Below are 25,996 nucleotides of genomic sequence, written 5' to 3'. Positions count from 1 at the left end.
CGCAATCGAGCGTCAGGCGGCCTGGCCGAGCAGGTCGCTGTGGTAGTCGGCGGCCGGATAGTGGAACGGTACCGGACCGTCCGGATCGCCATGCATGAACTGTCGTATCCAGGGTGAAGCGGAATCGGCCACGGCGGCCGGCGTTCCCTGTCCCACCACCTTGCCGCCGGAAATCAGATAGATGTAATCGGCGATGGCCGCGGTTTCCTCGACATCATGCGATACCACGATGCTGGTCAAGCCCAGTTCCGTGTTCAGGTCGTGGATCAGTTTCACCAGTACGCCCATCGAGATGGGATCCTGGCCGGTGAAGGGCTCGTCGTACATCAGCATCATGGGGTCCAGGGCGATGGCGCGCGCCAGCGCCACGCGGCGGGCCATGCCGCCGGAAAGCTGGGCCGGCATCAGGTCGCGGGCGCCACGCAGCCCCACGGCTTCCAGTTTCATCAGCACCAGGCTGCGGATCATGGATTCGGGCAGGCGCGTATGTTCGCGCAGGGGAAAGGCGACATTCTCGAAGACGCTGAGATCGGTCAGCAACGCCCCGCTCTGGAACAGCATGCCCATGCGCTTGCGCAATGCGTAGAGCGCCCTGAGTCCGAGCGCATGGACATCGTGGCCATCGACGCGGATGGTGCCGCGCTGCGGCCGCAGCTGTCCGCCGATCAGCTTGAGCAGGGTGGTCTTGCCGGTCCCGCTGGGTCCCATGATGGCCGTGATGCCCCCGCGCGGAATATCCAGGTTGACGTCGTCGAAGATGAGCCGCGAGCCCCACCCAAAGGTCAATCCGCGAATCGAGACCAGAATCTCGTCATCGGCAAACGGCTGCTGCATCATTCGCGAAAGGGGACCCGAGGTCAGCGCAAATGGCGCGTATTCTGGCCGCCGCCGGCCGCCGCGTCAACTTGACGGCCCGTTGGATGGGTGCTTCGGGAATATCGATTCTGGTATATTTACCGGCTTCCCAAACCTGCCATTACGGAAAACCGAGATGTCAAAAAAACTCCTAGACATTGTCAAGCCGGGCGTCGTCACCGGTGCGGACGTCCAGAAAGTCTTCGCTTTCGCCAAGGAACACCAGTTCGCCCTGCCGGCGGTCAACGTCATCAGCACTGACTCGATCAACGCCGTGCTGGAAGCCGCCGCCAAGGCCCAGTCCGCCGTGATCATCCAGTTTTCCAATGGTGGCGCCCAGTTCGTCGCCGGCAAGGGCGTCAAGCTCGAAGGCCAGCAGGCCCAGATCCTGGGTGCCGTCTCCGGCGCCAAGCATGTCCACCTGATGGCCGAGCATTATGGCGTTCCGGTCATCGTCCACACCGACCACGCGGCCAAGAAACTGCTGCCGTGGATCGATGGCCTGCTGGATCATGGCGAGAAGTTCTTCGCCGAGACCGGCAAGCCGCTGTTCAGCTCGCACATGCTCGACCTGTCCGAGGAGAGCCTGCAGGAGAACATCGAAATCTGTGCCAAGTATCTGGCCCGCATGGCGAAGATGGGCATGACCCTGGAAATCGAACTCGGCTGCACCGGCGGCGAGGAAGACGGCGTCGACAACAGCGGCATGGATCATTCCATGCTCTACACCCAGCCGGCGGACGTGGCCTATGCCTACGAGCACCTGTCGAAGATCAGCCCCAACTTCACCATTGCCGCTTCCTTCGGCAACGTCCATGGCGTCTACAAGCCGGGCAATGTCAAGCTGACTCCGACCATCCTGCGCGATTCGCAGAAGCACGTTTCCGAGAAGTACAACCTGCCGGCCAACAGCCTCAACTTCGTCTTCCACGGCGGCTCCGGCTCGACCCAGGAGGAAATCCGCGAGTCGATCAGCTACGGCGTCATCAAGATGAACATCGACACCGATACGCAGTGGGCTTACTGGGATGGCATCCGGCAGTTCTACAAAAAGAACGAAGGCTACCTGCAAGGCCAGATCGGCAACCCCGAGGGTGACGACAAGCCGAACAAGAAGTACTACGACCCACGCGTCTGGATTCGTGCCGCCCAGACCAGCATGGTCGATCGCCTGCAGCAGGCCTATGCCGACCTGAATGCGCTGAACGTCCTGTAATCCGCGGATTCCCCAGGGCCGGGTTGCTTGCCGCAACCCGGCTTTTTTGCGCCCGGAACGCCGCTTCCCGGCGGCAAGCTCCCCCGTAAAATCCCGGCTGCCCGCATGTCGCGCACCCAGTCCCGCAAGAAACCGGCACATCCTCCCAGGCCCCTGCCCGTCTCCCGCAGCGCGCCCCCCGGCGTCCGTGGAGGGTCATGGGGCAGACGGCTGCGCTGGCTGGCCGCCAGCCTGTTCCTGCTCAGCGCCATACCGGTCCTGGTCCTGCGCTGGCTGCCACCGCCCACCAGCATGTTCATGCTGATCGAACGCGCCTCGGCCCTGCTCGACGGCGACCGTCAGTACCGCATCCACTACCGATGGGTCGGCTGGGATGCCATCTCGCCGCAGGCCAAGCTGGCGGTGGTTGCCTCGGAGGACCAGACCTTCGCCCGGCATCTCGGCTTCGACTTCAAGGCCATGGAACAGGCACTGGAGAGAAACCGGGCCGGCAAGCCACTGCGCGGGGGCAGCACCATCACCCAGCAGACGGCCAAGAACCTGTTCCTCTATCCGGGCCGAAGCTACCTGCGGAAGATTCTGGAAGCCTACTTTACCCTGCTGGTCGAACTCAGCTGGCCGAAGCAGCGCATCCTGGAGGTCTATCTCAACATCGCCGAATTCGGCGACGGGATCTACGGTGTCGAGGCTGCCGCGCAGATGTTCTTCCACAAGGCTGCCGCCCGCCTCAATAGCGAGGAGGCCGCACGGCTGGCGGCCGTCCTGCCCAACCCGAAGCGCCTGCACGTCGACGATCCCTCCCGCTACGTGCAGAAGCGCAAGGCATGGATCCAGGGGCAGATGCGCATCCTCGGCGGCCGCCACGTGCTGGATGAACTGTGACCCGGACTGCCGGCAAGCGGCAGGGCAAAGCGTCAGAATCCGGACAGGAAGTACCGCGTCATGGCATCGGCCTCGAAGCGGTCGATCAGGAAGAACGGCGGGCGCCCCTGACGGCGGAAGCTGTCCGACAGCAGCTCCCGGCGCTCGCCGAAGCGCTGGCGAAAGCGCGCCTTGAGTGCCGGCCGCATGAACAACCGGCGCCGGCCGCCGGTTTCCGGATCCTCGACCAGGACCAGGCCCCATTCCGGCAGCTGGTCATACTCGGCGCTGTCCCAGACGACGACTGGTACGACATCGTGCCGGGCCAGGCTGGCCAGAAGCGCCTGCGCCTCCTGCAGCGGAAAATGGAAATCCGACACCAGGAATACCAGCGCACGCTGCCTGCCGAGGTGCTGCGCCGCCTGCCGCAGGGAGGCCGCCGAACGCCCCTGGCGCGCAACCAGGGCGAGGCGCTCGACCAGCTCCGGCACGCCGCCCTTGTACAGGCGGGTGGGCAGAAAGAGCGCTTCATGCAGATGCTCGTCGCCGGCGATGAAACCGAACCGGTCGCCTTGCCGGAAGGCGGACCAGGCTGCCGAGGCGACGAATTGCGCAACCGTCGCCGCCTTGTCGCCCGTGCCAAGGTAGCCCATGGATGCCGACAGGTCGGCGATGACGACCACCGGAATCTGGCTGCGCTGGCGAAAGCGGCGGACGGCGAGCTGGCCAAAGGGATCGCCAAGGCTGGCGCGCAAGTCCAGGTTGCGGGGATTCGGGCTGGCGACAAAGGGAACCAGCCCGGCGAACTCATCGCTGCCGCCGTTCTGGCTGCTGGCGTGGGTACCGGGATGCGGACTCGCGGCCCGCCAGGAAACGCGGTAGTGGAACGCCTCGATCAAGGCGCCGCCACCTGCCGGAGCAGACCCTCCATCAGCGCGCCGACGATGGCCTCCCGTCGCAGTTCGTAGACCGGCGTCAGGAACACCCGGTGAGCGATGGTTTCCCGGAACACGCCCTGCACATCCTCGGGGATCATGTGGCCACGTCCCTCCAGCCAGGCATTCACGCGCGCTGCCCGCATCATCATGCTGACACCGCGCGGACTGGCGCCGGCGAGGATGAGCTGATCCATGTCCACGCCGTCGAGCCGCAGACCGAAATCCGCCGGCCTGCGGGTGGCCACCCAGAGGTCCAGCGCGTACTGCTGCAAGGCTTCGCTGGCGCGGATGTGGTTCTGGATCACTGGCGCGATGTCGGCGATTTCCCGATAGGGCATCACACCCGGCCGCACGGTTTCGATCAGCCGGTCGACATCGTGGAAACGCGGGTTGAACATCAGCTCGCGCTGCAGGACGGGATCCCCGGGCGCGGCGATATGCAGCTCCATCAGAAAACGGTCGCGGGCCGCCGAAGGTATCTCGAAGGTTTCCTCCCGCTCGACCCGGTTGCGGTCGGCGAAGATCTGCAGATAGGGAAAATGGTACTCGCGGTTGAAGGCGGTGACGCTGCGCTCGGCCATGACCCGCAGCAGCAGCGAATGGACCTGCGGCCGCGCCCGGTTGACCTCGTTGAAGAAGAACACCGACAGCAGTTCGCCATGCTTGAGGATGGGCCCCGGATCGACCTGTGGCCGTCCCTGCTCGTTGATGTAGGTGTGATAGACCAGATCGGCCGGCATCAGGTCGATGGTGCCCTCGATCCGTTCGTAGGCGCCACCCAGGCCACGCGCCACGGCCCGCAGCAGGGTGGTCTTGCCAACCCCGACGTCGCCCTCCAGCAGGATGTGCCCGCGGGCGAAGATGCCGATCAGAATCTGGCGGATGGCACGATCGAGGCCGATGACGGCCTTGCCGATCTCCTGCTCGAAATCCAGGGCACGCTGGCGCCAGTCGGCAAGCCGTTGATCCTTGTCGTATGTGCTCATCGGGGAAGCCTCCTGATCGCCGAAAGGAATCGCATCGCAGCCTGCGCCCGGGCCCTCAGCAAAAACCCCGCATCAAGCGGGGTTTCTGTGTGGACGGGCTGTCCGACGGCGCGGTCGAACTCAGGCGCCGCTCTGGCCGGTTTCCGCGATCAGCGCATCGCAACGCCTGATCTGCGCATGGCCGAAGGCCACCAGCTGCTTGCCGATATCGACGACCAGGGCGCACAGCGCCGGCATTTTCGAGATTTGCAGACCGAGATAGCCAACCGCACCGATACCCAGGGCCGCCGCGATCACGGTGGGCAGACCCATCGCGTGGAAAAGGCGCACGATCTGGAACAGGACATCCAGCGGCAACAGCAGCAATACGCCGACATACAGCAGCGCGGTAAAGCTGAAGAAGACGAAGGTAATGAATTTGAATACCTTCACCAGGGTCTGGTCGAGTTTCATGAGGGATGGATCCTGAAGGTGAGTGTTCGATAACGGGGATGTGCCGGCAGCGGCGCTGTACACAGCCACTCGCAAAGGCGCGCATTCTAGCACAAGCTGGACGCGGCTGAAGGCGGGCAACTGCCGGACGGAATGATGCCAAACCGCAACAACGTTGCAAAATGCGCAATAATTCTGCCGGCACGGTATCTTTTAGCTCCCCCCACCCGATGAGGTTTTCGCCATGCACCATCGCCGACCAAAATGGCTGTCCGTCTTTGCCCTCTGCATGTTCCTGCCCGCGGCCACCTGCTGGGCCTTGCCCACCGGGCACCATGGCGCCGTCCTGACCGATTGCACCGATCCCCGGTTTTTCGAGGAAACACCGGCCAGCGATGCCCACGTGAATCGGCTGGAACGCTTCTCCTTCACCGCCTCGGACAATACCGAGCCCTCGTCGATCAAGGTTCAGGTCAACCTGAAACCGGTCGAGATCACCATAACCCCCAAGCGCAGCGGGCGCTTCCAGGTCGACGCACGCTTGCCGGAACCGGTCGTCGCCGGACGCGCCTGGATCAGGGTCATGGGGATGAGTGTCGACGGCTGCCATCAGCTGCATACCTGGAACGTCTACGCGGACAGCCAATAACCCCCGGACCGACCGAAACCGGCTGCCATGTCCGCCTGCCTGGGCTGTCGGGGACGAGGCGTGGTCAGGGGCGCGCTGCTCGTGGCCGCATCGCTGCTGCTCGGTGCGGGAACGCTGCTCGCGCTGGCGCTGCAGACACACCCCGGCTTGGCCGGCAGCGAACCGCTGGCCAATCCCGCCCAGGCACGCCAGGCGCTGGGGGCCAAGCTGGCTGGCAGCATCACCGATCATGAGGTGAAGCAGTTCACTCTCACGGCGCAAGACCTGGCCATGGCCGCCAGCCTGGCCATCGCCCGCAAACGGCTGCCGGCCCAGGCACAGGTGTCCTTCCACGACTATCTGATCGATGGCCAGGTCAGCCTGGCCTGGCCGCCAGGATTTTCCTCGCTGTTTCTCAACATCCGGCTGCTCGTCGACACCGGCAGCGGCCAATTCGAACTGCAACGCCTGCGAATCGGCGACCTGGTGCTGCCGAATGGCCTGGTCAGGCTGCTGCTCAGGCTGCCGCCGCTGACGCGGTATGCGCAGCTCGCCGAAGACATGGTCGCCTCGGTCGGGATCGAGGATGACCGACTCAGGCTGGTCGTGCACTGGAATCGGGAAGTGCTGGGGGAACTCCGCGGCCTGCTGATGGATGTGGCCGACAAGCGCCGCCTGCTGGTCTATCAGGAAAGGCTCACCGATATCCTGGAACGTCGGGGGGAACACCTGTACGTGCGGCTGACCTCCTTGCTGCCGCCCCTGTTCCAGCTGGCGCAGCAGCGAAGCCAGGAGGGGGCCGACCCGGTCGAGGAAAACCGCGCGGCCCTGGTGGTCCTGAGCGCCTATGCCAACGGCAAGAATCTGTCGTCGATGCTGGGCACGGGTCGACAGCCACCGCCACGCCGGGTGCTGCTGAACAAGCGCGTCGATACCGCCAAGCACTTTCTCGGTGCGGCCAGCATGGCGATGTCCGGCCAGGGCACACTGGTGGAAATGATCGGCCTGGCCAAGGAGCTGCACGATACCCACGACGGCAGCGGTTTCAGCTTCATCGACCTGGCCGCCGACGAGGCCGGCGCACTGCTCGGCAAGACCGCCGTGCGCTCGCCGGAGAAGGCCCGGCGCCTCCAGGCGCTGCTGAACCAGCCGATCGCCGAGTCGCAGTTCCTTCCCGAACTGAAGGACCTGCCGGAAAGCATGCACAGCGAGGAGTTCGGCAGGCGCTTCAAGGGTATCGGCAGCCCGGAGTACGAGGCCATGCGTGGCGAGATCGCGGCCCGCATTCGCGCCCTGCCCCTCTACCGCGAATACTGACCGGACAACACAAAGCCAGCCCGAAGGCTGGCTTTGTGCCGGCGCGATGATTCGCCTTATTCGGTCGGGAACGCCTTGTTGGCGTAGGCCGGCAGGCGCGGCATCTCGATCTTCGGGAATTCGCCGGTCAGGCCATTCAGGAAGGCGACGATGTCGGCCGTCTGGGCGTCGGTGAGTTCCTTGTTGAGCTGCGCCTTGGCCATGACCTTGACGGCTTCCTCCAGCGTCCGCACCTTGCCGTTGTGGAAGTAGGGCGCGGTCAGGGCGACATTGCGCAGCGTCGGCACCCGGAAGAAATGCTTGTCGGAGGCATCGTGCGTCGCCTCGAAGCGGCCGAGATCCTGGCTGAAGCCGTACTTGGCCTCCAGTACGCCATTCTCGTAAGCGGGGAATTTCTGGTAGAAGCCGGTGCCCTCGGGCAGAGCCGGACCGTTGAAGGCCGGACCGGAATGGCAACCGACACAGCCGACCTCGGCGAAGGCATTCATGCCACGCACCTGCTGCTCGGACAGTGCCCCCTTGTCGCCCTGGGCGTACTTGTCGTAGGGGCTGTTGGGTGTGATCAGGGTCCGCTCGTAGGCGGCGATGGCCTTGACCGCGTTGTCCGCCGTCACGCTGTTCTCGCCGCCGAATGCCGCGGCGAAGGCGCGGGTGTAGTCCGGCATCGCCTTGAGACGGGCGACGACATCATCCCAGCTCTTCATGCCCATCTCGGCGGGATTGGTCACCGGACCGCGAGCCTGCTCCTCAAGGCTGGGGGCACGGCCATCCCAGAACTGCACGGAGCTGAACGCCGCGTTGTAGACGGTCGGCGCGCTGCGGCCGCCGACCTGGTCCTTGACGCCGATGGAGCCATGGCGGTTGTCATCGCCGGCGCCCATGACGTTGTGGCAGGAGTTGCAGGAGAGGACGCCATTCGCGGACAGGCGTGGATCGTGATAAAGCATCTTGCCCAGTTCGACCTTGGCCGGCGTCGTCGGGTTGCCGGCAGGCTCGGGCGCCTTGCCGGGCAGCGCCTGCCATTCGATGGCCGAGGCGGAGAGGGAAACCAGGGCCAGGGTCATGGCGCCCAGCGTTCTCTTGATCATGAACATGCGATTAACCTCCTTGAGTGAGCAATACGGATCGTTCGATCTTGTTCTGTTCCCGCCCGGTCGGGGCGTCGGGTCCCTCTTATAGAGAAACCCTCCTGTCTTTGCAACCGCGTGCGAGTGAAGGCGCAACCCCGGCACCCGCGAGATTTCCGAAAAAAAGACCCGCCTTGCGGCGGGTCATAAAGGAGAGGAAGAACCGCCGGCTAGGACAGGGTCCGGCCCGGGTAGTTCATCGGCGCCCAGCCCGACAGGGCCAGGGCGCGCAGGCTCTGCGACGCCGGCGCCGAGACGGCCACCTCTCCCTCCAGAAGATTCAACAGCGCGTCCACCTCGGGCAACAGGCCGGCGCCGGGAAGATACTGAAGGAACGGCACCTGCGGGCACGGGTCGGTGCGCATATGCCCGAGGATTTCGCGCACCGTCACCCCGTCGATATCCCGCGCCGGCAGATAGGCCTCGTCGGCGGTCTCCTCGATTAGGGCGGACGCGCGCAGCCGGTCCAGGGCCTCCTTGACCGTCACCCAGGGCAGCCCCAGCCGATCGGCCAGCACATCGCAGGAAACCGGCGGCTCCTGCGCCACATAGCGGCGGGCGATCAGGACCATCAGTGACAGCCCCAGCCCCTCGCGGGTGCGGCTGCCGAGATCCTCGAAACGCCGATGGCCCTGCAGGAAACAGGGATGCTGGAAATACAGGGCAGCCTGGCCGCCGATCAGCAGGATCAGCCAGGACAGATCCAGCCAGATCATGAACAGGATGACGATGACCAGGCTGGAATAGATGGCGTGGTAGCTGGCCGAGGTGGTCACGAAATGCGCGAACAGGAAGCCGACCAGCTTCCAGGCCAGCCCCCCCACCGTTCCGCCCAGGAGCGCCGCGCGCCAGGGCACGCGGGTGTTGGGAATGCACAGGTAGACGAACGTGAACGCCGCGATGACCAGCAGGATGGACAGCAGCTTGCCGCCCAGGAAAAACAGCGTGCCGAAAGGCTCATGGGCAATCAGCCGGCGCACCGCGGCGGCGGCCGGCATCGATGCCGTGAGGCCGATGGCGGAGAACATCAGCAGCGGCCCGAGGACGATCACGCTGATGTAGTCGCCCGTCCGCCGCGCCAGTGTGCGCGGCTGGGTCACCCGCCAGATATGGTTGAAGGCCGTCTCGATCTTGCCGAGCATGGCGACCGAGACATGGATCAGCACCGCCAGCCCCATGAATCCCAGGAGACCCACGTTGATCCGCGTCACGAAGTCGAGGATTTTGTCGGTCAGCAGGGCCGCCTTGTCGCCCAGCGGCGCCAGCAGCTCCAGCAGGAATGGCTCCAGGTGCCGGTTGACGCCGAAGGTCTTCAGCAGCGAAAAGATGAAGGCCAGGCCGGGCACGATGGTCAGCAAGGTGGTGTAGGCCAGGCTGGTGGCCCGATAATCCAGGCCCTCTTCGCGGATGCTGCGGTACAGGGCCACCAGCCAGATTTTCAGCAGTTGCAGCCATTGCTGGCCGGCAAGGACCAGCCGATCGGGACGGGAAAGCAAGGCGGGCATGAGTGAACCAGGGCAGCGAGCAATGCCGGAGCATGCCACAAACGCCCTGCCCTTGCCGCCCCGCCGGCGTGACCCCGCGTCGCCGGCTCCCCCGGCGAGCCCTTATCCGGCCGTCGCGTCCCGCACCGTTCGGATCGGCAAGGCGCCGAGCAGGGCAACCATTTCCTCAAGATTGACGGGCTTGGCGATGAAGTCGGTGAAACCGGCCGCCAGTGCCTTTTTCCGCTCTTCGGCTAGCACACCGGCCGTCAGCGCGATGACCGGCAGCATGGCGATATCGGGATCCTCGCGGATCGCCCGGGTTGCCGTGAGTCCGTCCATGACGGGCATCTGGATGTGAGGTTTCCTGACAATATCGGACACACTCGCCTCAGTGGGTCGCGGCCGATTCCCTGAAGTTCTTTGCGAACACGGCCGGTGACAGATAGCCAAGGCGCGAGTGGCGCCGCTGGCGGTTATAGAAGATCTCGATGTATTCGCGGATCGCCGCCTCGGCCTGCGCCCGAGTCTGGAAGCGACGAGAGTGGATCAGCTCATTCTTGAGGCTGCCCCAGAAGCTCTCCATCGGCGCATCGTCATAGCCGTTACCCTTGCGCGACATCGAGGCGACGAGCCCGCTCTGCTCGAGCAGCGCCCGGTAGTCATGGGCACAGTACTGGCTGCCGCGGACGCCCTTCTAAGTGTCAAGGGGTAATTTGAACCTGGTTGATGTCGCGATTACGTTTCCGAATCAGGCCGAAGACCTCGCGGGCGATGTACCGCTTCAGGCAACGAAGGGCTTCGAGCTTAGAATGTCCCTCGGCAATCCGCTTTGCCACGTAGGCCTGGGTGCGCGGATCGGTCCGCAACCGGCCGATAGCGATGATGTGCAGCGCGCTGTTGGCTGCTCGATCACCGCCGCGGTTTAGGCGATGCCGGGTAACTTTACCGGAGGAGGCCGGCACGGGACTGGCGCCGCAGAGCGCGGCGAAGCTGGCTTCCGACTTCAAGCGCTCGGGGTTATCGCCGGCCGTCAGTAGCAACTGTGCGGCCGATTCATAACCGATGGAGTTTCGCGCAATCAGGTCGGGCGCCAATTCCTGGACCAAGCCTGCAATCATGATATCCAGGTCGGCAATTTCGTCATGGAGTTCCAGATAGCGCCGCGCCAAGGATTTCAGGGTGATCCGGTAAGCCGAGGCCACCTGACGATAATCGGTCAGATCAGGACGCCAGGCGGCCAAGGTCCGGATGAGTTGCATGCGGGTCAGGGTTCTGAGGGACTCACGCAACTCATCGGGAGCTGCCACGATGGTGGTCTGGATCATCTGGAGGGCGACGCGGCGGGCGGCTACTGCGGTCTTACGACACACCTTCAGGACCCGTAGGGACTCAATCATGCCGTCCCGGCGCTTGGGCGTCACCGTGCGCGTGCCCGCGAAGGCAGCATGGGCGGCGTTTTGCGCATCGATGACATCATCCTTGCCTCGTTTACGACGATCCGTTTTGTCAGGCGTGGTCACCTCCAGCACCGTGACGCCGGATGTCTGCAGGAACCGCAGCAAGCCGGCGCCATAGGTCCCCGTGCACTCCACGCCGACGCGGATGACCTCGCCAAAAGATCGCATCCAGGCGAGCATCTGTCGGTAACCTTGGCGAGTGCTGGCAAAGCACTCGGTGCCCAATACGTGATCGTGCTCATCGACCACGGCGGCCATGTGCAGGTCTTTATGCGTGTCGACGCCGCCAACCACGCGGCGATTGATGGGATGCTGATGCTCAGACATGAGAACTCTCCGGTTCTGGACCCTGGGGAATGGCGTTACCTGAACCAAATGTCTGGACAAGACAGTAAAGCGACAGGACGTCAGGCCCTTCTCGAGTCACAGGCACCGGCGAGGTCTTGCCTCACCGCAAAGCGTTTCCAGGTGGCCGACAGGTCCGGGGAAAGACACGGAGTTCAGTCGATCGGAGTGGGGGGCAAGCCGCCTGGAACACATCGCAGTGCCCTATCATCCCTGGCTGGTCGATCGTTGTGAGAATCAGGCCGCCCAGGAACCACGGGCGAAGACATTCTTACTGTCCGAGTGATGGATCAACCCCGCAGGCGGGCGCTTGTGGTCGATCGCCCGCAACAGCGCCTGGCGCGTGAGCACCTGAGTCATCCGCTCGCCCAGCGCGTAGCCAACCAGTTCGCAGGTGAAGACGTCCTTGATGCCGGCCAAGTACAGCCACCCTTCGTCCGTGGGGATGTAGGTGATGTCAGTCACCCAGACCTGATTCGGCCGACTCGGCGAGAACTGCTGCCCCAACAGATTCTCCGCGACCGGCAGATCATGCCTGGAGTTCGTGGTCGCCTTGAAGCGGCGCTTCTGCCGGCAGCGTAGCCCCAACTCCCGGCGCAGGCGCGCGATCCGGTCGCGCCCTGCGACAAACCCCTCGCTCGCCAGTTCAGGCTGCAGACGACGCGCACCGTACGTCTCGCGAGACCGCGTGTGGGCCGCCTTGATCGCCACCTTGAGCCGCTCGTCTTCCCATGAGCGCGCCGAGGGCGCTCGGCGTAGCCAGTCGGAGTAGCCGCTGCGGGAGACCCCGAGCACACGGCTCATCAGGCTGACCGGAAACACCCCGTTCGATCGCTTCATGAACGCGTACCTTGCAGCGACGCCCTGGCAAAGTACGCCGTCGCCTTTTTTAGAATGTCGCGCTCCAGTCGGGCTTCAGCCAGGTCCTTGCGCAACCGGGCGTTTTCCGCCTCCAACTCCGTGAACGGCCCCGGGTATCGAGGAGGCCAGTTGGTTTAAGTTGAGGCCGATGTGGCGGCCTCACTGGCGAGTTGCCGCCAGTAGTTTGCCTCAGCTTCTGCCGGAGGGATGCCCCCAATCGGCTTGAGCAGTCGGATGTGGTTGAACCAATGCAGCCATTGCAGGGTGGCCAGTTCCACGGATTCCCTGGTTTTCCAGGGGCCCCGGCGGTGAATCCATTCGGCTTTGTACAGCCCGTTGATGGTCTCGGCCAGCGCGTTGTCGTAGGAGTCGCCCTTGCTCCCGACCGAGGGTCGGATGCCGGCTTCGGACAGGCGTTCCGTGTACCGAATGGACAGGTATTGCGACCCCCTGTCCGAATGGTGCACCAGGGCATTGGCAGCGGGCTGACGCTCGTACAGGGCCTGCTCCAGCGCATCAAGCACGAAGTCCGTCTGCATGGTGCGGCTGACGCGCCAGCCCACGATGCGCCGGGCAAACACGTCGACGACGAAGGCCACGTACAGCCAGCCCTGCCACGTGCTGACGTAGGTGAAGTCCGACACCCACAGTTGATTGGGACGCTCGGCCTTGAACACCCGATTGACCCGGTCCAGCGGGCACGGCGCTGCTGCATCTGGCGTGGTCGTGCGAACGCTCTTGCCTCGACGCGCGCCCTGCAGCCCCAGGCGCCTCATCAGCCGCTCGACCGTGCAACGCGCCACCCGGATGCCTTCGCGGTTCATCTGCAGCCAGACCTTGTCGGCACCGTAGACCTGCCAGTTGGCGTGCCACACGCGCTGGATGTCAGCCGCAAGGGCCTGGTCACGCTGGGCGCGGGCGCTGCGCAGTTCAGGCCGGCGCCGGCGGGCCGCGTGGCGCCAATAACACGACGGGGCCATCTGCAACACCTGGCAGATGGACTCGACCCCGAACATGTTGCGGTGCTGGTCGATGAAGCGCTTCAGCTCTTCAAACGGCGGTCGAGCTCCGCCTGGGCGAAAAACGCGCTGGCGGCCTTGAGGATGTCGTTGGCGCGGCGCAGCTCCTTGTTCTCACGCTCCAGTTGCTTGAGGCGTTCGCGCTCGCTGCTGCTCAGGCCATCACGCTGGCCGGCATCGACTTCCTCGCGCTTGACCCAGTCCAGCAGCGTCTGCGGCACGCAGCCAATCTTGGGCGCAATCGATTCCACGGCTGCCCACAGCGACGGGTAGTCGCCCCGGTGCTCTTGCACCATGCGCACAGCGCGCTCGCGCACCTCGGGTGAGAACTTTGTTGACTTGTTCATGGCTCCATCTTCTCAAGTGTTGGAGCCTCCTCAAAACCCGGGGCCGTTCATTCTGTCCATGAGAATGCTGGCCTGCTCAACTGTCTCCTCCAGCGTGTCACCATCCCATGGATTCCCCGGCATGGATCGGATACCGACCACGAGTCCTTCATTGAGTGTGGTGGCCACCGTCACCTTCACCCCAAATTCGTAAGGTGTCCGGGTTTTACCCTTGGAAATGCACTCAACCTCCGGAGCGTGCAGGGCATACAGCTTGTTCTTGTCTTTCCGCTGCTGGGTCAGAATCCGGTTGACGCGAGACAGCAGATCGCGAGCTCTGGCCTGATGGGCTTCCGGAATCTGGTCCAGGTTTCTCTGCACGTCGCGATACACCCGTCCGACCCGTGTCTTCAAGATCTTGACCGCCTTGTGCATCCGCTTGAACTGTTTGGCATGCGCGTAACGGCCAATCTGGGCCGCTATCCGTGGGGCTTCACGGTTGTAGTTTTGCCGCAGCGCAATGCCGTGTTCGTCAGCCAGCTTGACCAGATGTTGGCGGCTTCGCTCCAGGAGGCGGCTATCGGTGGGATGCGCGATGGCTTTCGGCATGACCGTGGTGTCAACGATCACCCGGTCAAAGCTGACGGCTTTTACCGCACCGATCTGCTGGGCGGCAGCCAGGGTGACCATCAACATGGACTCCACGCCTGCCTCTCCGATCCGCTGACGCCAGCAGGTCAGGCTGGAGCTATCCATGGGTGCTTCCGTCTGGAAGTAGATCTCGCCCGTGAAGTACTGGACGTAAGGATTCTCCGTCCAGGTGTTCACGATCTCTTCATCGGAACAGCCATAGGCGTGCTGCAGATAGAGCAAGCCAGCCACCAACCGGGGGGACAACGCCGGCCGCCCGGTCGTACTCGCAAAAGGGGCCCCGAAGGCGTTTTCGATCAACGTCCAGTCCATCACATCCGCGAGTTTCACCAGAGGATGCTTGAGGTTGATCATCTCGACCAACGGGTGTCTGAACAGATCTCCCGTTTGCAGTCCCGACGGCTTAGGTCCCATAAAAACCCCGACAGAATTTGCAAGAAAACAGGGCTCTATTATCTCAATTCTGGCAATTCCAGACCTTAAAAGATGGTCCTTTTATAAAGCAAATCAAAGGACTAAGAGTTATTCAGCTCGGACTACCTATTGGGTGCGTGTTCCGCAGACGGGTTCCCGGTCAGCCCATACCGCTTGGCCAGGACACCGAGAGCCATCTCTAGTATCGTCAGATCATGCAATTTCCTGAAGGCCCGATGTCCAGAGTCTCCAGGGCAGCCGCTCACGGCCTTGCTTAGATGCCACGCGCGACACGCCATCCGGGGGGCATGCCCGGTTGCCCGGCAGAGCCCGTGACGGGCGCCTACCCGGCCTCACATGACCTATCCGGCATCGGCCACATCTCCCCCGGCTCCCGGGGAGCCCCGGCAGGATGATGACAACCGCCATGAGCACCCGCCCCATCACCTGCATCCGCTCGACCGACCTCGACCACCTGGCCGGCCGGGCCAGCGCCAGCCCACGGCGACGCAGCAACCTCAACCTGCACACATCGAGTGACGATCCGGTCCAGCGCCTCTTCAATGCCCTGGACCCTGACACGTATGTCCGGCCTCACCGCCACGCCCGCGACACTGGCTGGGAATGCCTGATGTGCGTCCGTGGCGCTGCCGTCGCCCTGACCTTCGACGACCACGGCCGGGTGACGCAGCGCATCGAGCTGGTGGCGGATGGCGGAACCCTGGCCATCGAACTGCCGGCCTATCGCTGGCATACCCTGCTTGCCCTGCGCCCGGGCACCATCCTGCTGGAAGTCAAACCCGGTCCCTACACGCCTGTCGCGGAGCCGGATTTCGCGGCCTGGTCGCCCCGTGACGACAGCCCCGATCGCGCCGCCTACCTCGACTGGCTGAAGCGGGCGCAGGTTGGCGAGGCGGCACCGTCTCCGGCATGCACCGGCGCGGCAAGCGCCCGTCCGGGCTGAGGCATCCACCTTGAAAAGGCCCGTCCCGGGCGCGTTGCGCAAGTTTTTCCCGACTTGCTAAACTGCGGACAGGCCGCTTCAATGCGGCGATTCTTTTTCAATCGTCTGAAACCCGCGTAGTCACGGACTCCCATGAGATCAACCTTCCGCTCTCTGATCGTCGCCAGTACCGTTGCCGTGCTGGCCAGCTCCCCCCTGACGGGCTGCTCCTCGAAGAAGAAGACCACCAGCGTCGGTCAGACAGCCAGCGGACCGGCCGACAAACCCTCGCTCGTCGAACAGATCGACATGACCCTCAGCGCCCGGGTACAGGCCATCAGCCGCAAGAACCGCATCCTCACGCTGAAATTCCCGGACGACAAGGTCGCCAAGGTCAAGGTCGGTCCCGAGGTGAGGAACTTCAACGAAATCGGCGTCGGCGACACCATCAAGGCGGCATTCCGCGACCAGGTGGAAATCTTCGTCGTCGGCCCCGGCGGCAAGCCGGCCTGGGAGGAGGTCGAGGAAATCAAGCCGGTCAGGGGCGCCAAGCCCGGAGCGGCCATCGTCCGCGCCTACGAATTGTCGGCCAAGGTGGTCGACATCGACTACCAGAACCGCAAGATCACGCTGAAGGGCCCGCAAGGCCGGCTGATGCAGTTCACCGCCAAGCCGGAAATCCGCCGCTTCAACGAGATCAAGGCGGGCGACATGGTGGTGGCGCGGCTGATCGAGGCCATCGATATCGACATCCAGCCGCCGCAGCGCGCCAGCTCGGCCAGCCGCCCCTACCGCCGCTGACCGATCCGGGTTGCCGAACCGCCCGGCGCGCCGGCAACCCCCCTGCCCATCACGCCGAGGCGGGAGGCGCCTTGAGCGCGCCAAAGGCGGCCAGTGCCCGTTCCCGGCTCAGCTTGAGATCCACGATCGGCCGCGGATAGTGCTCGCCGAGCCGGATGCCCCAGCCAGCCAGGCGCTCGGCCCCCGCTTCCCAGGGCCGGTGCAGCCATTCGTCCGGCACCCGGGCCAGCTCCGGCACCCAGCGACGCACGTATTCCCCCTTCGGGTCGAAGCGCTCGCCCTGCAGAACCGGGTTGAAGATCCGGAAATACGGCGCGGCATCGGCCCCGCAGCCGGCGGTCCATTGCCAACCCAGACTGTTGTTGGCGAGATCGGCATCCACCAGGGTGTCCCAGAACCAGCGCGCGCCCCGCTGCCAGGGAACCAGCAGATTCTTGGTCAGCAGCGAAGCCGCCATCATGCGCACGCGGTTGTGCATCCAGCCGGTCCGCCACAGCTCGCGCATCCCGGCATCGACGACCGGATACCCCGTCTCGCCACGCTGCCAGCGCCCGATCTCGTCAGCGCCGTCCTCGCGCCAGGGCAGCTGGGCGAAACGCGCATCCAGGGGCGCATCGGTCGTATGCGGGAAGTGGAACAGCAGGTGATGGGCAAACTCGCGCCAGGCGATTTCCCGGAGGTAGCAGCCAGCGCCGCTGTCGGCGGCAGGCACTTCCCGATCGCGCATGGCGCTGACGATCTGTCGCGGCGAGATTTCGCCGAAATGCAGATGCGGCGACAGCCGCGAGGTGCCGGGCTCGCCAGGCAGATCCCGCCGTTGCCGGTAGCCCCGGATATCGGCCTCCAGGAATTCCTCCAGTCGCGCCCAGGCCCCCGCCTCGCCGGCCTGCCAATGCGCATGGAAGCCGGCATCCCAGGGAATCCCCGGCAGCAGCCGCAACTCGGCGAGGGGTTGCGAGACCAGATCCGGCGGTACCGGCGGCAAGGACAAGGGTGCCGGCTCCGGCACAGGCTCCAGGCCCCTGGCCTGCATCGCCTTCCAGAATGGCGTGAAAACGCGGTAAGGTTCGCCGCCGCCGCGGCCAATCTCCCAGGGCTCATATAGCAGCGCCGCGTTGAAGCTGGCGACATCGATCCCCGTCTCGCGCAGCAGCCGCTTGATGGCGGCATCGCGCGCGATCGCCGCAGGTTCGTAGAGGCGGTTCCAGAACACCTGACGGGCGCCGGTCTCGGCCAGCAGGCGTCGCAGTTCGGCACCGGCTTCGCCGCGCCGGATGATCAGCCGCGACCCGCGCTCGGCGAGCGAGCGCTCCAGGGCCGCCAGGCTGTGGTGCAACCACCAGCGGCTGGCGCTGCCCATTGCCCAGCCGGAGGCATCTTCCGGCGCATCGACGAACACCGGAATGACGCGCTCGGCGGACGCCAGGGCTGTCAGCAGGGCGGGATTGTCGGCCAGCCGGAGGTCGCGCCGGAACCAGACGATGGCCGTGCCGGCCGTCATGGGGACGCACCCGGCAAGCCGCATGCCCCGGCCGCGCAGCGCCGCCGGAAATGCCATCCGGCAAACCGCGCGTAAACCCCGTCCAGCAGCGGGGCGAGACCGAACGCGCGCACCAGGCGGGTCAGCCAGCGATAGCCGGGAAGCTCCGACCACAGCGCGAGAAAGGCGCGGGCCCCGCTGTGCAGGGTGCCTGCCCGGTCGATGACGTGGAACCGGCGCAGGGCAGCCTCAAGCTCCAGCCCATGGCGGGCCAGGTCCGCCTCCGGCCGGGTGACGTCCACCCAGGTAAACGGCAACTCACGGGCGATGCGCCGATAGTGGTCGATTTCCCGCCGGCAAAGCGGACAGCCGCCATCGTAGAACACGATGACAGGATTGCAGATTTCATCCACGCCACAGCCTCCGGAAGGTGGAAAGAAGCGGCTTAGAGACGGGCCGGGGACACAAGTTCGCCGGCAAGGCACGTCAACCGCGCCACACCCTGTCACGATGAAAGGCCAGATAGTCGCGGTGGCCCGTCCGCAGGCTTAGAGAACGACCAGGCCCGCTTTCGCCATGACGCCCGGCGAGTGGTTCCGGCGCGGTTACCGGCTCATCTGGTGTGTGAACGGCCCCGGGTATCGAGGAGGCCAGTTGGTTTAAGTTGAGGCCGATGTGGCGGCCTCACTGGCGAGTTGCCGCCAGTAGTTTGCCTCAGCTTCTGCCGGAGGGATGCCCCCAATCGGCTTGAGCAGTCGGATGTGGTTGAACCAATGCACCCATTGCAGGGTGGCCAGTTCCACGGATTCCCTGGTTTTCCAGGGGCCCCGGCGGTGAATCCATTCGGCTTTGTACAGCCCGTTGATGGTCTCGGCCAGCGCGTTGTCGTAGGAGTCGCCCTTGCTCCCGACCGAGGGTCGGATGCCGGCTTCGGACAGGCGTTCCGTGTACCGAATGGACAGGTATTGCGACCCCCTGTCCGAATGGTGCACCAGGGCATTGGCAGCGGGCTGACGCTCGTACAGGGCCTGCTCCAGCGCATCAAGCACGAAGTCCGTCTGCATGGTGCGGCTGACGCGCCAGCCCACGATGCGCCGGGCAAACACGTCGACGACGAAGGCCACGTACAGCCAGCCCTGCCACGTGCTGACGTAGGTGAAGTCCGACACCCACAGTTGATTGGGACGCTCGGCCTTGAACACCCGATTGACCCGGTCCAGCGGGCACGGCGCTGCTGCATCTGGCGTGGTCGTGCGAACGCTCTTGCCTCGACGCGCGCCCTGCAGCCCCAGGCGCCTCATCAGCCGCTCGACCGTGCAACGCGCCACCCGGATGCCTTCGCGGTTCATCTGCAGCCAGACCTTGTCGGCACCGTAGACCTGCCAGTTGGCGTGCCACACGCGCTGGATGTCAGCCGCAAGGGCCTGGTCACGCTGGGCGCGGGCGCTGCGCAGTTCAGGCCGGCGCCGGCGGGCCGCGTGGCGCCAATAACACGACGGGGCCATCTGCAACACCTGGCAGATGGACTCGACCCCGAACATGTTGCGGTGCTGGTCGATGAAGCGCTTCAGCTCTTCAAACGGCGGTCGAGCTCCGCCTGGGCGAAAAACGCGCTGGCGGCCTTGAGGATGTCGTTGGCGCGGCGCAGCTCCTTGTTCTCACGCTCCAGTTGCTTGAGGCGTTCGCGCTCGCTGCTGCTCAGGCCATCACGCTGGCCGGCATCGACTTCCTCGCGCTTGACCCAGTCCAGCAGCGTCTGCGGCACGCAGCCAATCTTGGGCGCAATCGATTCCACGGCTGCCCACAGCGACGGGTAGTCGCCCCGGTGCTCTTGCACCATGCGCACAGCGCGCTCGCGCACCTCGGGTGAGAACTTTGTTGACTTGTTCATGGCTCCATCTTCTCAAGTGTTGGAGCCTCCTCAAAACCCGGGGCCGTTCATCTTTGTGCCAGCTGAGTTAGCTGCTGGCGTCTCTGGTACGTCGGTCTGCATGGCTGCTCCAAATTTCGAAATGGTCGAATTCGGATATAGGGGGCAGCATCGGCGCGGATGCACCGGGGTACAGACTGTCAGAGAGGGTTTCGACTTGTTGTCGAGGCATTCCCCTGTCGTTGAAGCTACGTCCAGGGAGGGCTGGGCACCCATCCCAAAAACATCATCTGCGACAAGGTGTTACGTGTGATTTGGGGGCATGCCCCCGCTTCACCCTGGGGGCATGGACTTCATGCCCCCAACGATGCCCCCAAACAAACCAAAAGCCCTCGGATACTCGCGAACGCCGTCGACCTAAAATATCCCTTTAAATCAATGACTTGCGAGCGTTTCTGAACTTCTGCGGACTGCTGAGGACCAGACTAACCAGTTAGACGTTAAACCGACAGTAGGGCCTTCAAAGCCTCGTCTTTTCCGTTTTCCTCGATTACGGCCCGCGATTTGTACCCGGTTTTTTACCCGGTTTCGTGAATGTAACCCCCCTGGTCAGACATCCGCTCATCGATCGCTGCCGGGCCGGATGACGCCATGCTGGGCAATGAACACGCTGGTGTAACCGGCCGTGGCCAGAAGCCGGGCGGTCGTGGGGTTCTCGTCGAAACGCATGCCGAACGGGTAGGCAAAGCTGTTGATGGCCTGCCCGAGCTGCTGCTCCAGCAGCTGTTTGGAGCACACGGCTTCCTGCCACGCCGCCTCCGGTGATATTCGCCCCAACGAGCGATGGGTATGGGCATGGGAGCCGATGACAAGGCCGAGGTCGCGCAATTCACGGACCTGTTGCCAGCCGAGATAGCCTTCGCTCTCGACCAGCGCGGTGGTGATGAAGGCGATGCCCGGAATGCCGTACCGCTGCATGATCGGGGCGGATGTGATCGTGCGCCCGTCTTATGGCGTTTACGTCGTGGCGGACCCTTTCGTCCGGCAAGCATGGCGACAGCAAAAGGCGATGCGAGTACCAGGCCCCGCGCCGCAGGCTGGGTCTGGGGATGGGAGTTCAAATTGGTGAACCTGCGCGATGTCGGCCAGATTTGAGAAAGCCGCCCAAGCTCACCCGCTGGAGCTTTACCCCCGAGGTTTTCAGTCTTGCGGTACGCGCCCCACGCTGAATGCCCGCCTGACGCCATCAGGCTCGAATCCCGCCAGCTCGCAGACCGCCAAGAAGTCGCGGGTGGTAAGCCACCACGCGACCTTCTCCCGCTCCTTCCCGCCGGCCCGGTAGTCCAGCAGGGCGCGGTGCAGCACGGCGGTCCAGAGCGCCAGCAGGGGGCGTGGGTTGCCGACCAGGACGGGATCAAGGGAGGATGTTGCCATGCGCGGTATCCATGCAGAGGTCAGTAAAAAACCCCGGTGGCGGGCGCCGACCGGGGTTCCGGGCAGGTTGCCGGGTGTGGGCTACCGCCACAGGGCGCGGTAATCGCGCTGGCCATTGGCGTCTGTTGTGGCGCTTGGCTGCGGCTGCTTCCGGGCAAGGATCGCGCGCGCCTGCTCCGGGGTGGCATGTTCCGCCGCCGTCATGAGCAGGAAAGCCGCCTGCCTGGATTGCCCCCGGCCAGCCTGCCGCAATTGCTCCAGGGCGGCCATGGCGGCGCTGTAGGTCTCCTCGTCCCGCATGGCCCGGGCCATCAGCTGTTCAGCCACTGGTCGGCCTGCTCGGGGCTCATCCGCGCCAGCGCCTGTTCCAGCGCCAGGCCCTTAAGCCCCTCCAGGTCCGCCGGAGCAGCGCCCCGGGATCCCGCGCCGGGCCGATGGTCGTCCCGGGTGGCGGGATGCTTGCCGTGCCTGGCGGCCACCATGTTCAGCGCCTCTCTCAGGAACCACGCGGCATCGCGATGGTTGTTGGCTGGGTCCGCCCCCAGATATTTCACAGCCCGGTCCCACTGGGCCTCCAGCTCGCTGCCCGGCTTGAGATCAAGCCCCAGCCGCCCGGCTTCGCGCCGCGTTTCCTCGATCTGCCGCCGCCAATCCTTCTGCCGCGCCTCGCCGGCCATCCTGTGCACCAGGCCGGCCTCGGCCCGCTCGGCGTTCAGGTCCAGCAGCGCCGCATCGATCTCGCGCAGCTTGGCGCGGTGCTCGGCATAGGTCAGCTCGCTGTCGCCCGCCTCGTAGGCCGACTCCAGAGCGTCCTTGGCCGCGACCAGCTCCGTGATGGCCTGTCCCAGTACCGCCGGCGTGGCGGTCGACTCGGCCAGCCGCAAAAGCGTGGCGTTCTCGATTTCCTCCACAATGACCGGCTCGGCGTCATGGGTTGGGCTGCCGGTGGCTGTACCCGCTCCAACCTCGTCATCCTCCAGCGCGGCCCGCTCGGTGGCGCTGAGGTAGTGTTCCAGCTCGATGCCCATAGGGTTCTCCTGATTATTCGATAAAAACAAAGCCGCGCCAGCCCTGCGGGAGGGATGCCATGACGCGGCCGATAAAGGCCTGCTCGCCTTCCTCAGGCTGCCGCGAATACGCCCGGTCAGCGCTGGCCGAGGTGGGTAGCGCACCTTCCGGGTCGACGAAGATCACCGCAACGTGTTGCCGCCCCTTCATGCCCGCCAGCCATTCCAGGCCATCCAGCCGCCGCCGGACCGTCGCCAGCCGGGTGCTGCTCACGCGGGGTTCAGCTCGTGCCAGCGGCGCAGCTTCGCGGTCATCTGCACCCGCCGGGGACAATCGTGCCGCGGGATGGCCGCCGCGAAGGCCTCTGGATCAAAGTCCGGCGGGAATTCGAGCTCCAGCGGCTGCTTCACCTCCGGCACCCGGGTCTGTTCCAGGAAAGCGGCGGTGGTCGGCTTCACCTCCTTGATCGCGGCAGGACGGTGACCGGTCAGCGTCTCCAGCCGGTCCTCGATGCTGAGGAGGCTTCTGGCCGCCACCAGCACCCGCCGGCCGGCCAGGTCGCACTCGATGAAGTGGAGCCCCGGCAGGCAGGCGATCAGGGCGTGCGCCAGTTTCAGCGGATGGACGGAATCCAGCGTGGCCGACACCCTGTGCGGCCAGCTCCAGGGCTCAAGTTCGTAGATCGTTTGGCAGTCCAGCACCGCCAGGCCCGCGTAGGCCAGGCACTGCTGAACGTGGTTCAGGTACTTTTTCATGAATCAGAATCTCCTGATGCGTGTTCGATGATGTGCCCCCGACTCTCCAGGGCATCCAGTCGAGCCAGGATGGCCGGGAGTTCGGAGAGGGTGGAGACCGTGCCGATGATGTCCACCAGCAGCTTGCCGTTGACCGGATCAACCTCCCCTCTGGCGATGGCGCCCAGCACCGCCGCGGCCTGCTCATGGGCCGTGGCGTGTGTGGGGATGTCAACGTGGATGGGCTCGGCGGACGGCCGAAGCGGCGGCGCGATCCGCTCGAGGCAAAGCTTCAGCGCCTGGGGATCGCCTGCCAGGGCGGACCTCAGGACGATTTTGACCAGTTCGTCGCCGTGCTCCTGGATTGCCCGCCGGAACTTGCCCCGCTTGTCGGGCGAGCCGGGCGGCCGGCCTTTTGGATTGCCGCTCTGGCCGGGCTTCCACTGGCCTGGGCTGCGGGGTTCGTGATCGCTCATGTCGCCTCCTGCTTATTTCAGAATTCCCTACTGGACCCGTGTCGCCATTGTTGCCGGCTCAATGCCCAGTCCGTCCATAAACCCGACCACCGAGGCCAGCTCGACGCCCATGGCCGCCGCGATGTCCGTGACCGCGTAGACCGGCCGGCCGGCCGAGTCCAGTCCGCAAGGTTCAGGCACCTTGAGGCCCGCCTCGGCCAGCCTGCGCTTGGCCCCTTCAATGAACCAGGCGGGCGCATGGTCGAAGGCCTCATTGAGCGCCTGCCCGGCCTCGCGGGTATCGCCCTGCCCGGCTTCGGCCAGCGCCGCGTACCGCTGCATGGCCGCCTCGAACTTTGTGATGTCAGGCATGAAAATCTCCGTCCCGGGCGGCGTCGACCATCGCCTTCCAGACACCGACCACGCCACCACGAGCGGCCTCATGGCCGGCCTGGATCATCGCCAGCGTCGGGGTTTTCGGCACCAGCTTCCAGCCGGGCGGCGCCAGCCACAGACTGCGCAGCAGCCTTGTCAGCATGACGCGTCCCTCCCGCCCCAGGCCGCCAGCAGCAAGGCCTCGGCCCGGTCATGGTCCTTCTTGCGGGCCAGCCGGTCGGCCACGGCGGGGAACAGCTCAAGGGCACGTGCCCTGCTCAGGTCCTTGTCGGCCCCCAGCCTCATTGCCCGTTTCCAGACAGCCGGGGCCACTGTCGTCACCGGAACGCGCAGAGCGCCCAGCACGCCCGCGATGGCACCGGAGGTGTACCCGAACGAGAACGCCCCGGAGGGGGCCTCTCCTGGGCGTGCAGCCACCTTCTCGATGACCGCCATCCGCACGGCGTCCGCGAACGGCGCCAGCAGCTCGGCCAGGCTGGCCGCGTCGATGCGATGCTTGATCCGGGCAGTGCTGAACTGGACGGTGGGCAGGTCATCGAGAAGCCGGACCTCCCGCCCCTCGATGATGGCCACCGCGCCGTGCAAGCCGGGGTCGATGCCCAATGTCAGGTTTCGCGACATGGCGGCACCTCCTCGTCCAGGCCGGACTCCCACAGCAGGAAGCGACGCAGGCAGGCCCCAGCTCGGGACTTGCCTCTGTCGCCGACCTCAAGCCGGGCCAGGTAGCGGTCGATGCGATGGTCGATCGCCAGCCGCACCAGGTGGCGCTCCGCGTCCTTGCGAATCGGGAAGGTGGCCCCGTCCGGCGTCTGGCACACGGCCACCTCGGCAATCTCGAAGTTGCTCATGCGTCCTCCCGGACCGTGTCCAGCAACCGGACGGGAACGCCCAGGACGGCCAGCTCATCGATGAACCGCTGGCACTCGACCGCGTCCCGCACCCACGTCTTGCGCAGCGCCTCGTGCTGGGCCAGCAGCTCGGCCAACACATCGGCGCGTCGGCTCGACTCGCTCTTGAGCCACCCGGCCAGTGCCGCGATCAGCTGATAGGCGTCAACGAGGCTCAGCTGCACGAAGCCGGGTTCATCTGGCCCCAGCTCGGTGCCGAGACCCTGCGTCAGCTGGAGCATCCGCCCGGCGGGTCCGACAAATTCCGTGAGGGCCAGATCCCGGTCGCTGAACCGCCCGGTGTCGAGGATGGTCGCGATGGTCGTACTCATGCCGCCACCCCGCTGTTGACGGAGAACAGCCGGTGATACACGGCGCGCGCCGCCTCAACGTCGCCAGCACAGTAGGCCTGGACAGCCTCGATCTCCCCGCGCTCCCAGAACTGCCAGGCGTTTGTGCCGCTGATCTCGCCCGCCTTCGGCGACGGGATGCCCAGGGTGCGGCAGAGCCGATCCAGCGAGATGCGGTCCCGGTACCCTGCCCATGCTTCCATCGTGCAGTAGTGGGTCTTGCCGTGCCGCGCCTCGGTCGGGCTCGGCAACTTGAAGGGCAGCGAGAGTCCGTGGATTACCGCCCGCTTCCACAGCCAGGCCAGGTCGAACGCCGCGTTGTGGGCGATCCACCACGGGTCCGGCCGGAACATGCGCTCCCCGTCGGTCGGGCTTTCCAGGCCGGCATCCTCCAGCGCGTCGTTGATGTAGCCGATGGCCGCCCGCAACAGGCCGGCGTCGGTGGCCTCTGACGGATCGCGAACCAGCACCTGGACCGGGTCATCCTCGACGGCGATGCCGACGGCGATCAGCTCGCCCAGCTCCGGCTGGAGGGCAGTCCTGCCGATGGCCTCCGCCGCGGCCTCCTCGCCCTTGGTCTCCATCCATTGCGCGATGGATTCAGGTTTCGAGTAGTTTGCCGGCGGTTTGATGTTCGCCCGAATCTCCGCGATGACTGCGGGATCGCGCGTCGGCATGGTTTCCACGTCAATGAAGATGCGCATCTGATCCACCCCCC

General features: G+C 65.1%; 31 protein-coding genes, 3 pseudogenes and 2 other annotated features. Of the genes and pseudogenes, 6 read left to right on the top strand and 28 right to left on the bottom strand.

What is annotated here, in order from left to right:
• Positions 1 to 12 precede the first annotated feature (12 nt).
• Positions 13 to 837 carry an ABC transporter ATP-binding protein gene (locus ACH5N8_RS07160; protein WP_460027539.1) on the bottom strand — a complete coding sequence of 275 codons (825 nt, stop codon included), beginning with the start codon at positions 835 to 837 and terminating at the stop codon, positions 13 to 15.
• Positions 838 to 991: 154 nt separating this feature from the next.
• Here ACH5N8_RS07160 and fbaA point away from each other — a divergent pair, with 154 nt between their 5' ends.
• Positions 992 to 2,071 carry a class II fructose-bisphosphate aldolase gene (gene fbaA / locus ACH5N8_RS07155; RefSeq protein WP_460027540.1) on the top strand — a complete coding sequence of 360 codons (1,080 nt, stop codon included), beginning with the start codon at positions 992 to 994 and terminating at the stop codon, positions 2,069 to 2,071.
• Between the two features lie 105 nt (positions 2,072 to 2,176).
• A complete protein-coding gene (gene mtgA / locus ACH5N8_RS07150; RefSeq protein ID WP_483283039.1) occupies positions 2,177 to 2,953 on the top strand; it encodes a monofunctional biosynthetic peptidoglycan transglycosylase in 777 nt (258 codons plus the stop codon).
• Between the two features lie 32 nt (positions 2,954 to 2,985).
• Here the strand turns inward: mtgA and ACH5N8_RS07145 are convergent, their stop codons facing one another.
• From ACH5N8_RS07145 to ACH5N8_RS07135, 3 genes are all read right to left on the bottom strand, one after another.
• A complete protein-coding gene (locus ACH5N8_RS07145) occupies positions 2,986 to 3,831 on the bottom strand; it encodes a DUF58 domain-containing protein (RefSeq protein ID WP_483283038.1) in 846 nt (281 codons plus the stop codon).
• Positions 3,828 to 4,856 (bottom strand): AAA family ATPase, encoded by a 1,029-nt coding sequence (locus ACH5N8_RS07140; protein ID WP_483283037.1) that lies wholly within the window; start codon positions 4,854 to 4,856, stop codon positions 3,828 to 3,830. The genes ACH5N8_RS07145 and ACH5N8_RS07140 overlap by 4 nt, the downstream gene beginning before the upstream one ends.
• 120 nt (positions 4,857 to 4,976) lie before the next feature.
• Positions 4,977 to 5,309: a hypothetical protein gene (locus ACH5N8_RS07135; RefSeq protein ID WP_483283036.1), complete on the bottom strand. Its 333-nt coding sequence runs from the start codon at positions 5,307 to 5,309 to the stop codon at positions 4,977 to 4,979.
• 223 nt (positions 5,310 to 5,532) lie between these two features.
• Here ACH5N8_RS07135 and ACH5N8_RS07130 point away from each other — a divergent pair, with 223 nt between their 5' ends.
• Complete coding sequence (locus tag ACH5N8_RS07130) at positions 5,533 to 5,937, top strand: hypothetical protein (protein ID WP_460027545.1); 405 nt, start codon at positions 5,533 to 5,535, stop codon at positions 5,935 to 5,937.
• 27 nt (positions 5,938 to 5,964) lie between these two features.
• The gene (locus ACH5N8_RS07125; RefSeq protein WP_483283035.1) at positions 5,965 to 7,233 is read left to right on the top strand and encodes a YfiM family lipoprotein; all 1,269 of its coding nucleotides are present in this window, start codon (positions 5,965 to 5,967) and stop codon (positions 7,231 to 7,233) included.
• A gap of 56 nt (positions 7,234 to 7,289) precedes the next feature.
• Here ACH5N8_RS07125 and ACH5N8_RS07120 read toward each other — a convergent pair whose 3' ends face one another.
• From ACH5N8_RS07120 to ACH5N8_RS07085, 8 genes and pseudogenes are all read right to left on the bottom strand, one after another.
• On the bottom strand, positions 7,290 to 8,327 hold the full coding sequence (locus ACH5N8_RS07120) for a cytochrome-c peroxidase (RefSeq protein WP_483283034.1): 1,038 nt from the start codon (positions 8,325 to 8,327) through the stop codon (positions 7,290 to 7,292).
• A 203-nt stretch (positions 8,328 to 8,530) separates the two neighbouring features.
• On the bottom strand, positions 8,531 to 9,865 hold the full coding sequence (locus ACH5N8_RS07115) for a YihY/virulence factor BrkB family protein (RefSeq protein ID WP_483283033.1): 1,335 nt from the start codon (positions 9,863 to 9,865) through the stop codon (positions 8,531 to 8,533).
• Positions 9,866 to 9,967: 102 nt separating this feature from the next.
• Entirely contained in the window at positions 9,968 to 10,195 is a 228-nt protein-coding gene (locus ACH5N8_RS07110; protein WP_483283032.1) for a response regulator, read from the bottom strand.
• Positions 10,196 to 10,235: 40 nt separating this feature from the next.
• Positions 10,236 to 10,532, bottom strand: a pseudogene (locus ACH5N8_RS07105) (IS3 family transposase); the annotation flags it as partial.
• Positions 10,533 to 10,548: 16 nt separating this feature from the next.
• Entirely contained in the window at positions 10,549 to 11,631 is a 1,083-nt protein-coding gene (locus tag ACH5N8_RS07100) for an IS110 family RNA-guided transposase (protein WP_483281294.1), read from the bottom strand.
• 294 nt (positions 11,632 to 11,925) lie between these two features.
• Positions 11,926 to 12,608: pseudogene (locus tag ACH5N8_RS07095) on the bottom strand (IS3 family transposase); the annotation flags it as partial.
• Between the two features lie 36 nt (positions 12,609 to 12,644).
• Positions 12,645 to 13,876, bottom strand: a protein-coding gene (locus ACH5N8_RS07090) for an IS3 family transposase (protein WP_483282500.1) whose coding sequence is annotated in 2 segments (ribosomal slippage) — positions 12,645 to 13,585 and positions 13,585 to 13,876 — 1,233 coding nt in all. Because the reading frame shifts where the segments join, the coding sequence is not laid out codon by codon here.
• Positions 13,482 to 13,598, bottom strand: a sequence feature (AL1L pseudoknot). Its footprint overlaps the gene before it by 117 nt.
• Positions 13,877 to 13,927: 51 nt before the next feature.
• Positions 13,928 to 14,920: pseudogene (locus ACH5N8_RS07085) on the bottom strand (IS5 family transposase); the annotation flags it as partial.
• Positions 14,921 to 15,347: 427 nt separating this feature from the next.
• Between ACH5N8_RS07085 and ACH5N8_RS07080 the strand changes: the two are divergent.
• The gene (locus ACH5N8_RS07080) at positions 15,348 to 15,884 is read left to right on the top strand and encodes a WbuC family cupin fold metalloprotein (RefSeq protein WP_483283031.1); all 537 of its coding nucleotides are present in this window, start codon (positions 15,348 to 15,350) and stop codon (positions 15,882 to 15,884) included.
• Between the two features lie 132 nt (positions 15,885 to 16,016).
• The gene (locus ACH5N8_RS07075) at positions 16,017 to 16,664 is read left to right on the top strand and encodes a hypothetical protein (RefSeq protein ID WP_483283030.1); all 648 of its coding nucleotides are present in this window, start codon (positions 16,017 to 16,019) and stop codon (positions 16,662 to 16,664) included.
• Positions 16,665 to 16,713: 49 nt separating this feature from the next.
• Here the strand turns inward: ACH5N8_RS07075 and ACH5N8_RS07070 are convergent, their stop codons facing one another.
• The 16 genes from ACH5N8_RS07070 to ACH5N8_RS06995 all read right to left on the bottom strand — a co-directional run bounded on the left by ACH5N8_RS07070 (position 16,714) and on the right by ACH5N8_RS06995 (position 25,982).
• Positions 16,714 to 18,165, bottom strand: a complete 1,452-nt coding sequence (locus ACH5N8_RS07070; RefSeq protein WP_483283029.1) for a cryptochrome/photolyase family protein — start codon at positions 18,163 to 18,165, stop codon at positions 16,714 to 16,716.
• Complete coding sequence (locus tag ACH5N8_RS07065) at positions 18,162 to 18,557, bottom strand: thiol-disulfide oxidoreductase DCC family protein (protein ID WP_483283028.1); 396 nt, start codon at positions 18,555 to 18,557, stop codon at positions 18,162 to 18,164. Before ACH5N8_RS07065 ends, ACH5N8_RS07070 begins: the two co-directional genes overlap by 4 nt.
• Positions 18,558 to 18,803: 246 nt before the next feature.
• A protein-coding gene (locus ACH5N8_RS07060; RefSeq protein ID WP_483281177.1) for an IS3 family transposase occupies positions 18,804 to 20,035 on the bottom strand; the annotation gives its coding sequence in 2 pieces (ribosomal slippage) (positions 18,804 to 19,744 and positions 19,744 to 20,035; 1,233 coding nt in all).
• Positions 19,641 to 19,757: a sequence feature (AL1L pseudoknot), on the bottom strand. It overlaps the preceding gene by 117 nt.
• A 600-nt stretch (positions 20,036 to 20,635) precedes the next feature.
• Positions 20,636 to 20,992 (bottom strand): polysaccharide deacetylase family protein, encoded by a 357-nt coding sequence (locus ACH5N8_RS07055; protein ID WP_483283027.1) that lies wholly within the window; start codon positions 20,990 to 20,992, stop codon positions 20,636 to 20,638.
• Between the two features lie 222 nt (positions 20,993 to 21,214).
• Positions 21,215 to 21,448, bottom strand: coding sequence for a hypothetical protein (locus ACH5N8_RS07050; protein WP_460028188.1), 234 nt, complete (start codon positions 21,446 to 21,448; stop codon positions 21,215 to 21,217).
• An 81-nt stretch (positions 21,449 to 21,529) separates the two neighbouring features.
• A complete protein-coding gene (locus tag ACH5N8_RS07045; protein ID WP_460028189.1) occupies positions 21,530 to 21,775 on the bottom strand; it encodes a hypothetical protein in 246 nt (81 codons plus the stop codon).
• Positions 21,760 to 22,476: a hypothetical protein gene (locus ACH5N8_RS07040; RefSeq protein ID WP_460028190.1), complete on the bottom strand. Its 717-nt coding sequence runs from the start codon at positions 22,474 to 22,476 to the stop codon at positions 21,760 to 21,762. The genes ACH5N8_RS07045 and ACH5N8_RS07040 overlap by 16 nt, the downstream gene beginning before the upstream one ends.
• A gap of 13 nt (positions 22,477 to 22,489) precedes the next feature.
• Positions 22,490 to 22,729, bottom strand: coding sequence for a hypothetical protein (locus tag ACH5N8_RS07035; RefSeq protein WP_460028191.1), 240 nt, complete (start codon positions 22,727 to 22,729; stop codon positions 22,490 to 22,492).
• Positions 22,726 to 23,211, bottom strand: a complete 486-nt coding sequence (locus ACH5N8_RS07030) for a hypothetical protein (protein WP_460028192.1) — start codon at positions 23,209 to 23,211, stop codon at positions 22,726 to 22,728. Before ACH5N8_RS07030 ends, ACH5N8_RS07035 begins: the two co-directional genes overlap by 4 nt.
• Positions 23,208 to 23,666, bottom strand: coding sequence for a DUF5681 domain-containing protein (locus tag ACH5N8_RS07025; RefSeq protein WP_460028193.1), 459 nt, complete (start codon positions 23,664 to 23,666; stop codon positions 23,208 to 23,210). The genes ACH5N8_RS07030 and ACH5N8_RS07025 overlap by 4 nt, the downstream gene beginning before the upstream one ends.
• Positions 23,667 to 23,693: 27 nt before the next feature.
• Positions 23,694 to 24,017: a hypothetical protein gene (locus tag ACH5N8_RS07020; protein WP_460028194.1), complete on the bottom strand. Its 324-nt coding sequence runs from the start codon at positions 24,015 to 24,017 to the stop codon at positions 23,694 to 23,696.
• Complete coding sequence (locus tag ACH5N8_RS07015) at positions 24,010 to 24,183, bottom strand: hypothetical protein (protein WP_483283026.1); 174 nt, start codon at positions 24,181 to 24,183, stop codon at positions 24,010 to 24,012. The genes ACH5N8_RS07020 and ACH5N8_RS07015 overlap by 8 nt, the downstream gene beginning before the upstream one ends.
• Positions 24,177 to 24,662: a hypothetical protein gene (locus tag ACH5N8_RS07010; protein WP_483283025.1), complete on the bottom strand. Its 486-nt coding sequence runs from the start codon at positions 24,660 to 24,662 to the stop codon at positions 24,177 to 24,179. Before ACH5N8_RS07010 ends, ACH5N8_RS07015 begins: the two co-directional genes overlap by 7 nt.
• Positions 24,647 to 24,889 carry a hypothetical protein gene (locus ACH5N8_RS07005; protein WP_460028197.1) on the bottom strand — a complete coding sequence of 81 codons (243 nt, stop codon included), beginning with the start codon at positions 24,887 to 24,889 and terminating at the stop codon, positions 24,647 to 24,649. The genes ACH5N8_RS07010 and ACH5N8_RS07005 overlap by 16 nt, the downstream gene beginning before the upstream one ends.
• The gene (locus tag ACH5N8_RS07000; RefSeq protein WP_460028198.1) at positions 24,886 to 25,260 is read right to left on the bottom strand and encodes a hypothetical protein; all 375 of its coding nucleotides are present in this window, start codon (positions 25,258 to 25,260) and stop codon (positions 24,886 to 24,888) included. Before ACH5N8_RS07000 ends, ACH5N8_RS07005 begins: the two co-directional genes overlap by 4 nt.
• Positions 25,257 to 25,982 carry a 3'-5' exonuclease family protein gene (locus ACH5N8_RS06995; RefSeq protein WP_460028199.1) on the bottom strand — a complete coding sequence of 242 codons (726 nt, stop codon included), beginning with the start codon at positions 25,980 to 25,982 and terminating at the stop codon, positions 25,257 to 25,259. Before ACH5N8_RS06995 ends, ACH5N8_RS07000 begins: the two co-directional genes overlap by 4 nt.
• Positions 25,983 to 25,996 lie beyond the last annotated feature (14 nt).

This window comes from Methyloparacoccus sp. NF-16, assembly GCF_056880625.1.
This window is presented reverse-complemented; position numbering and strand designations above follow the sequence as displayed.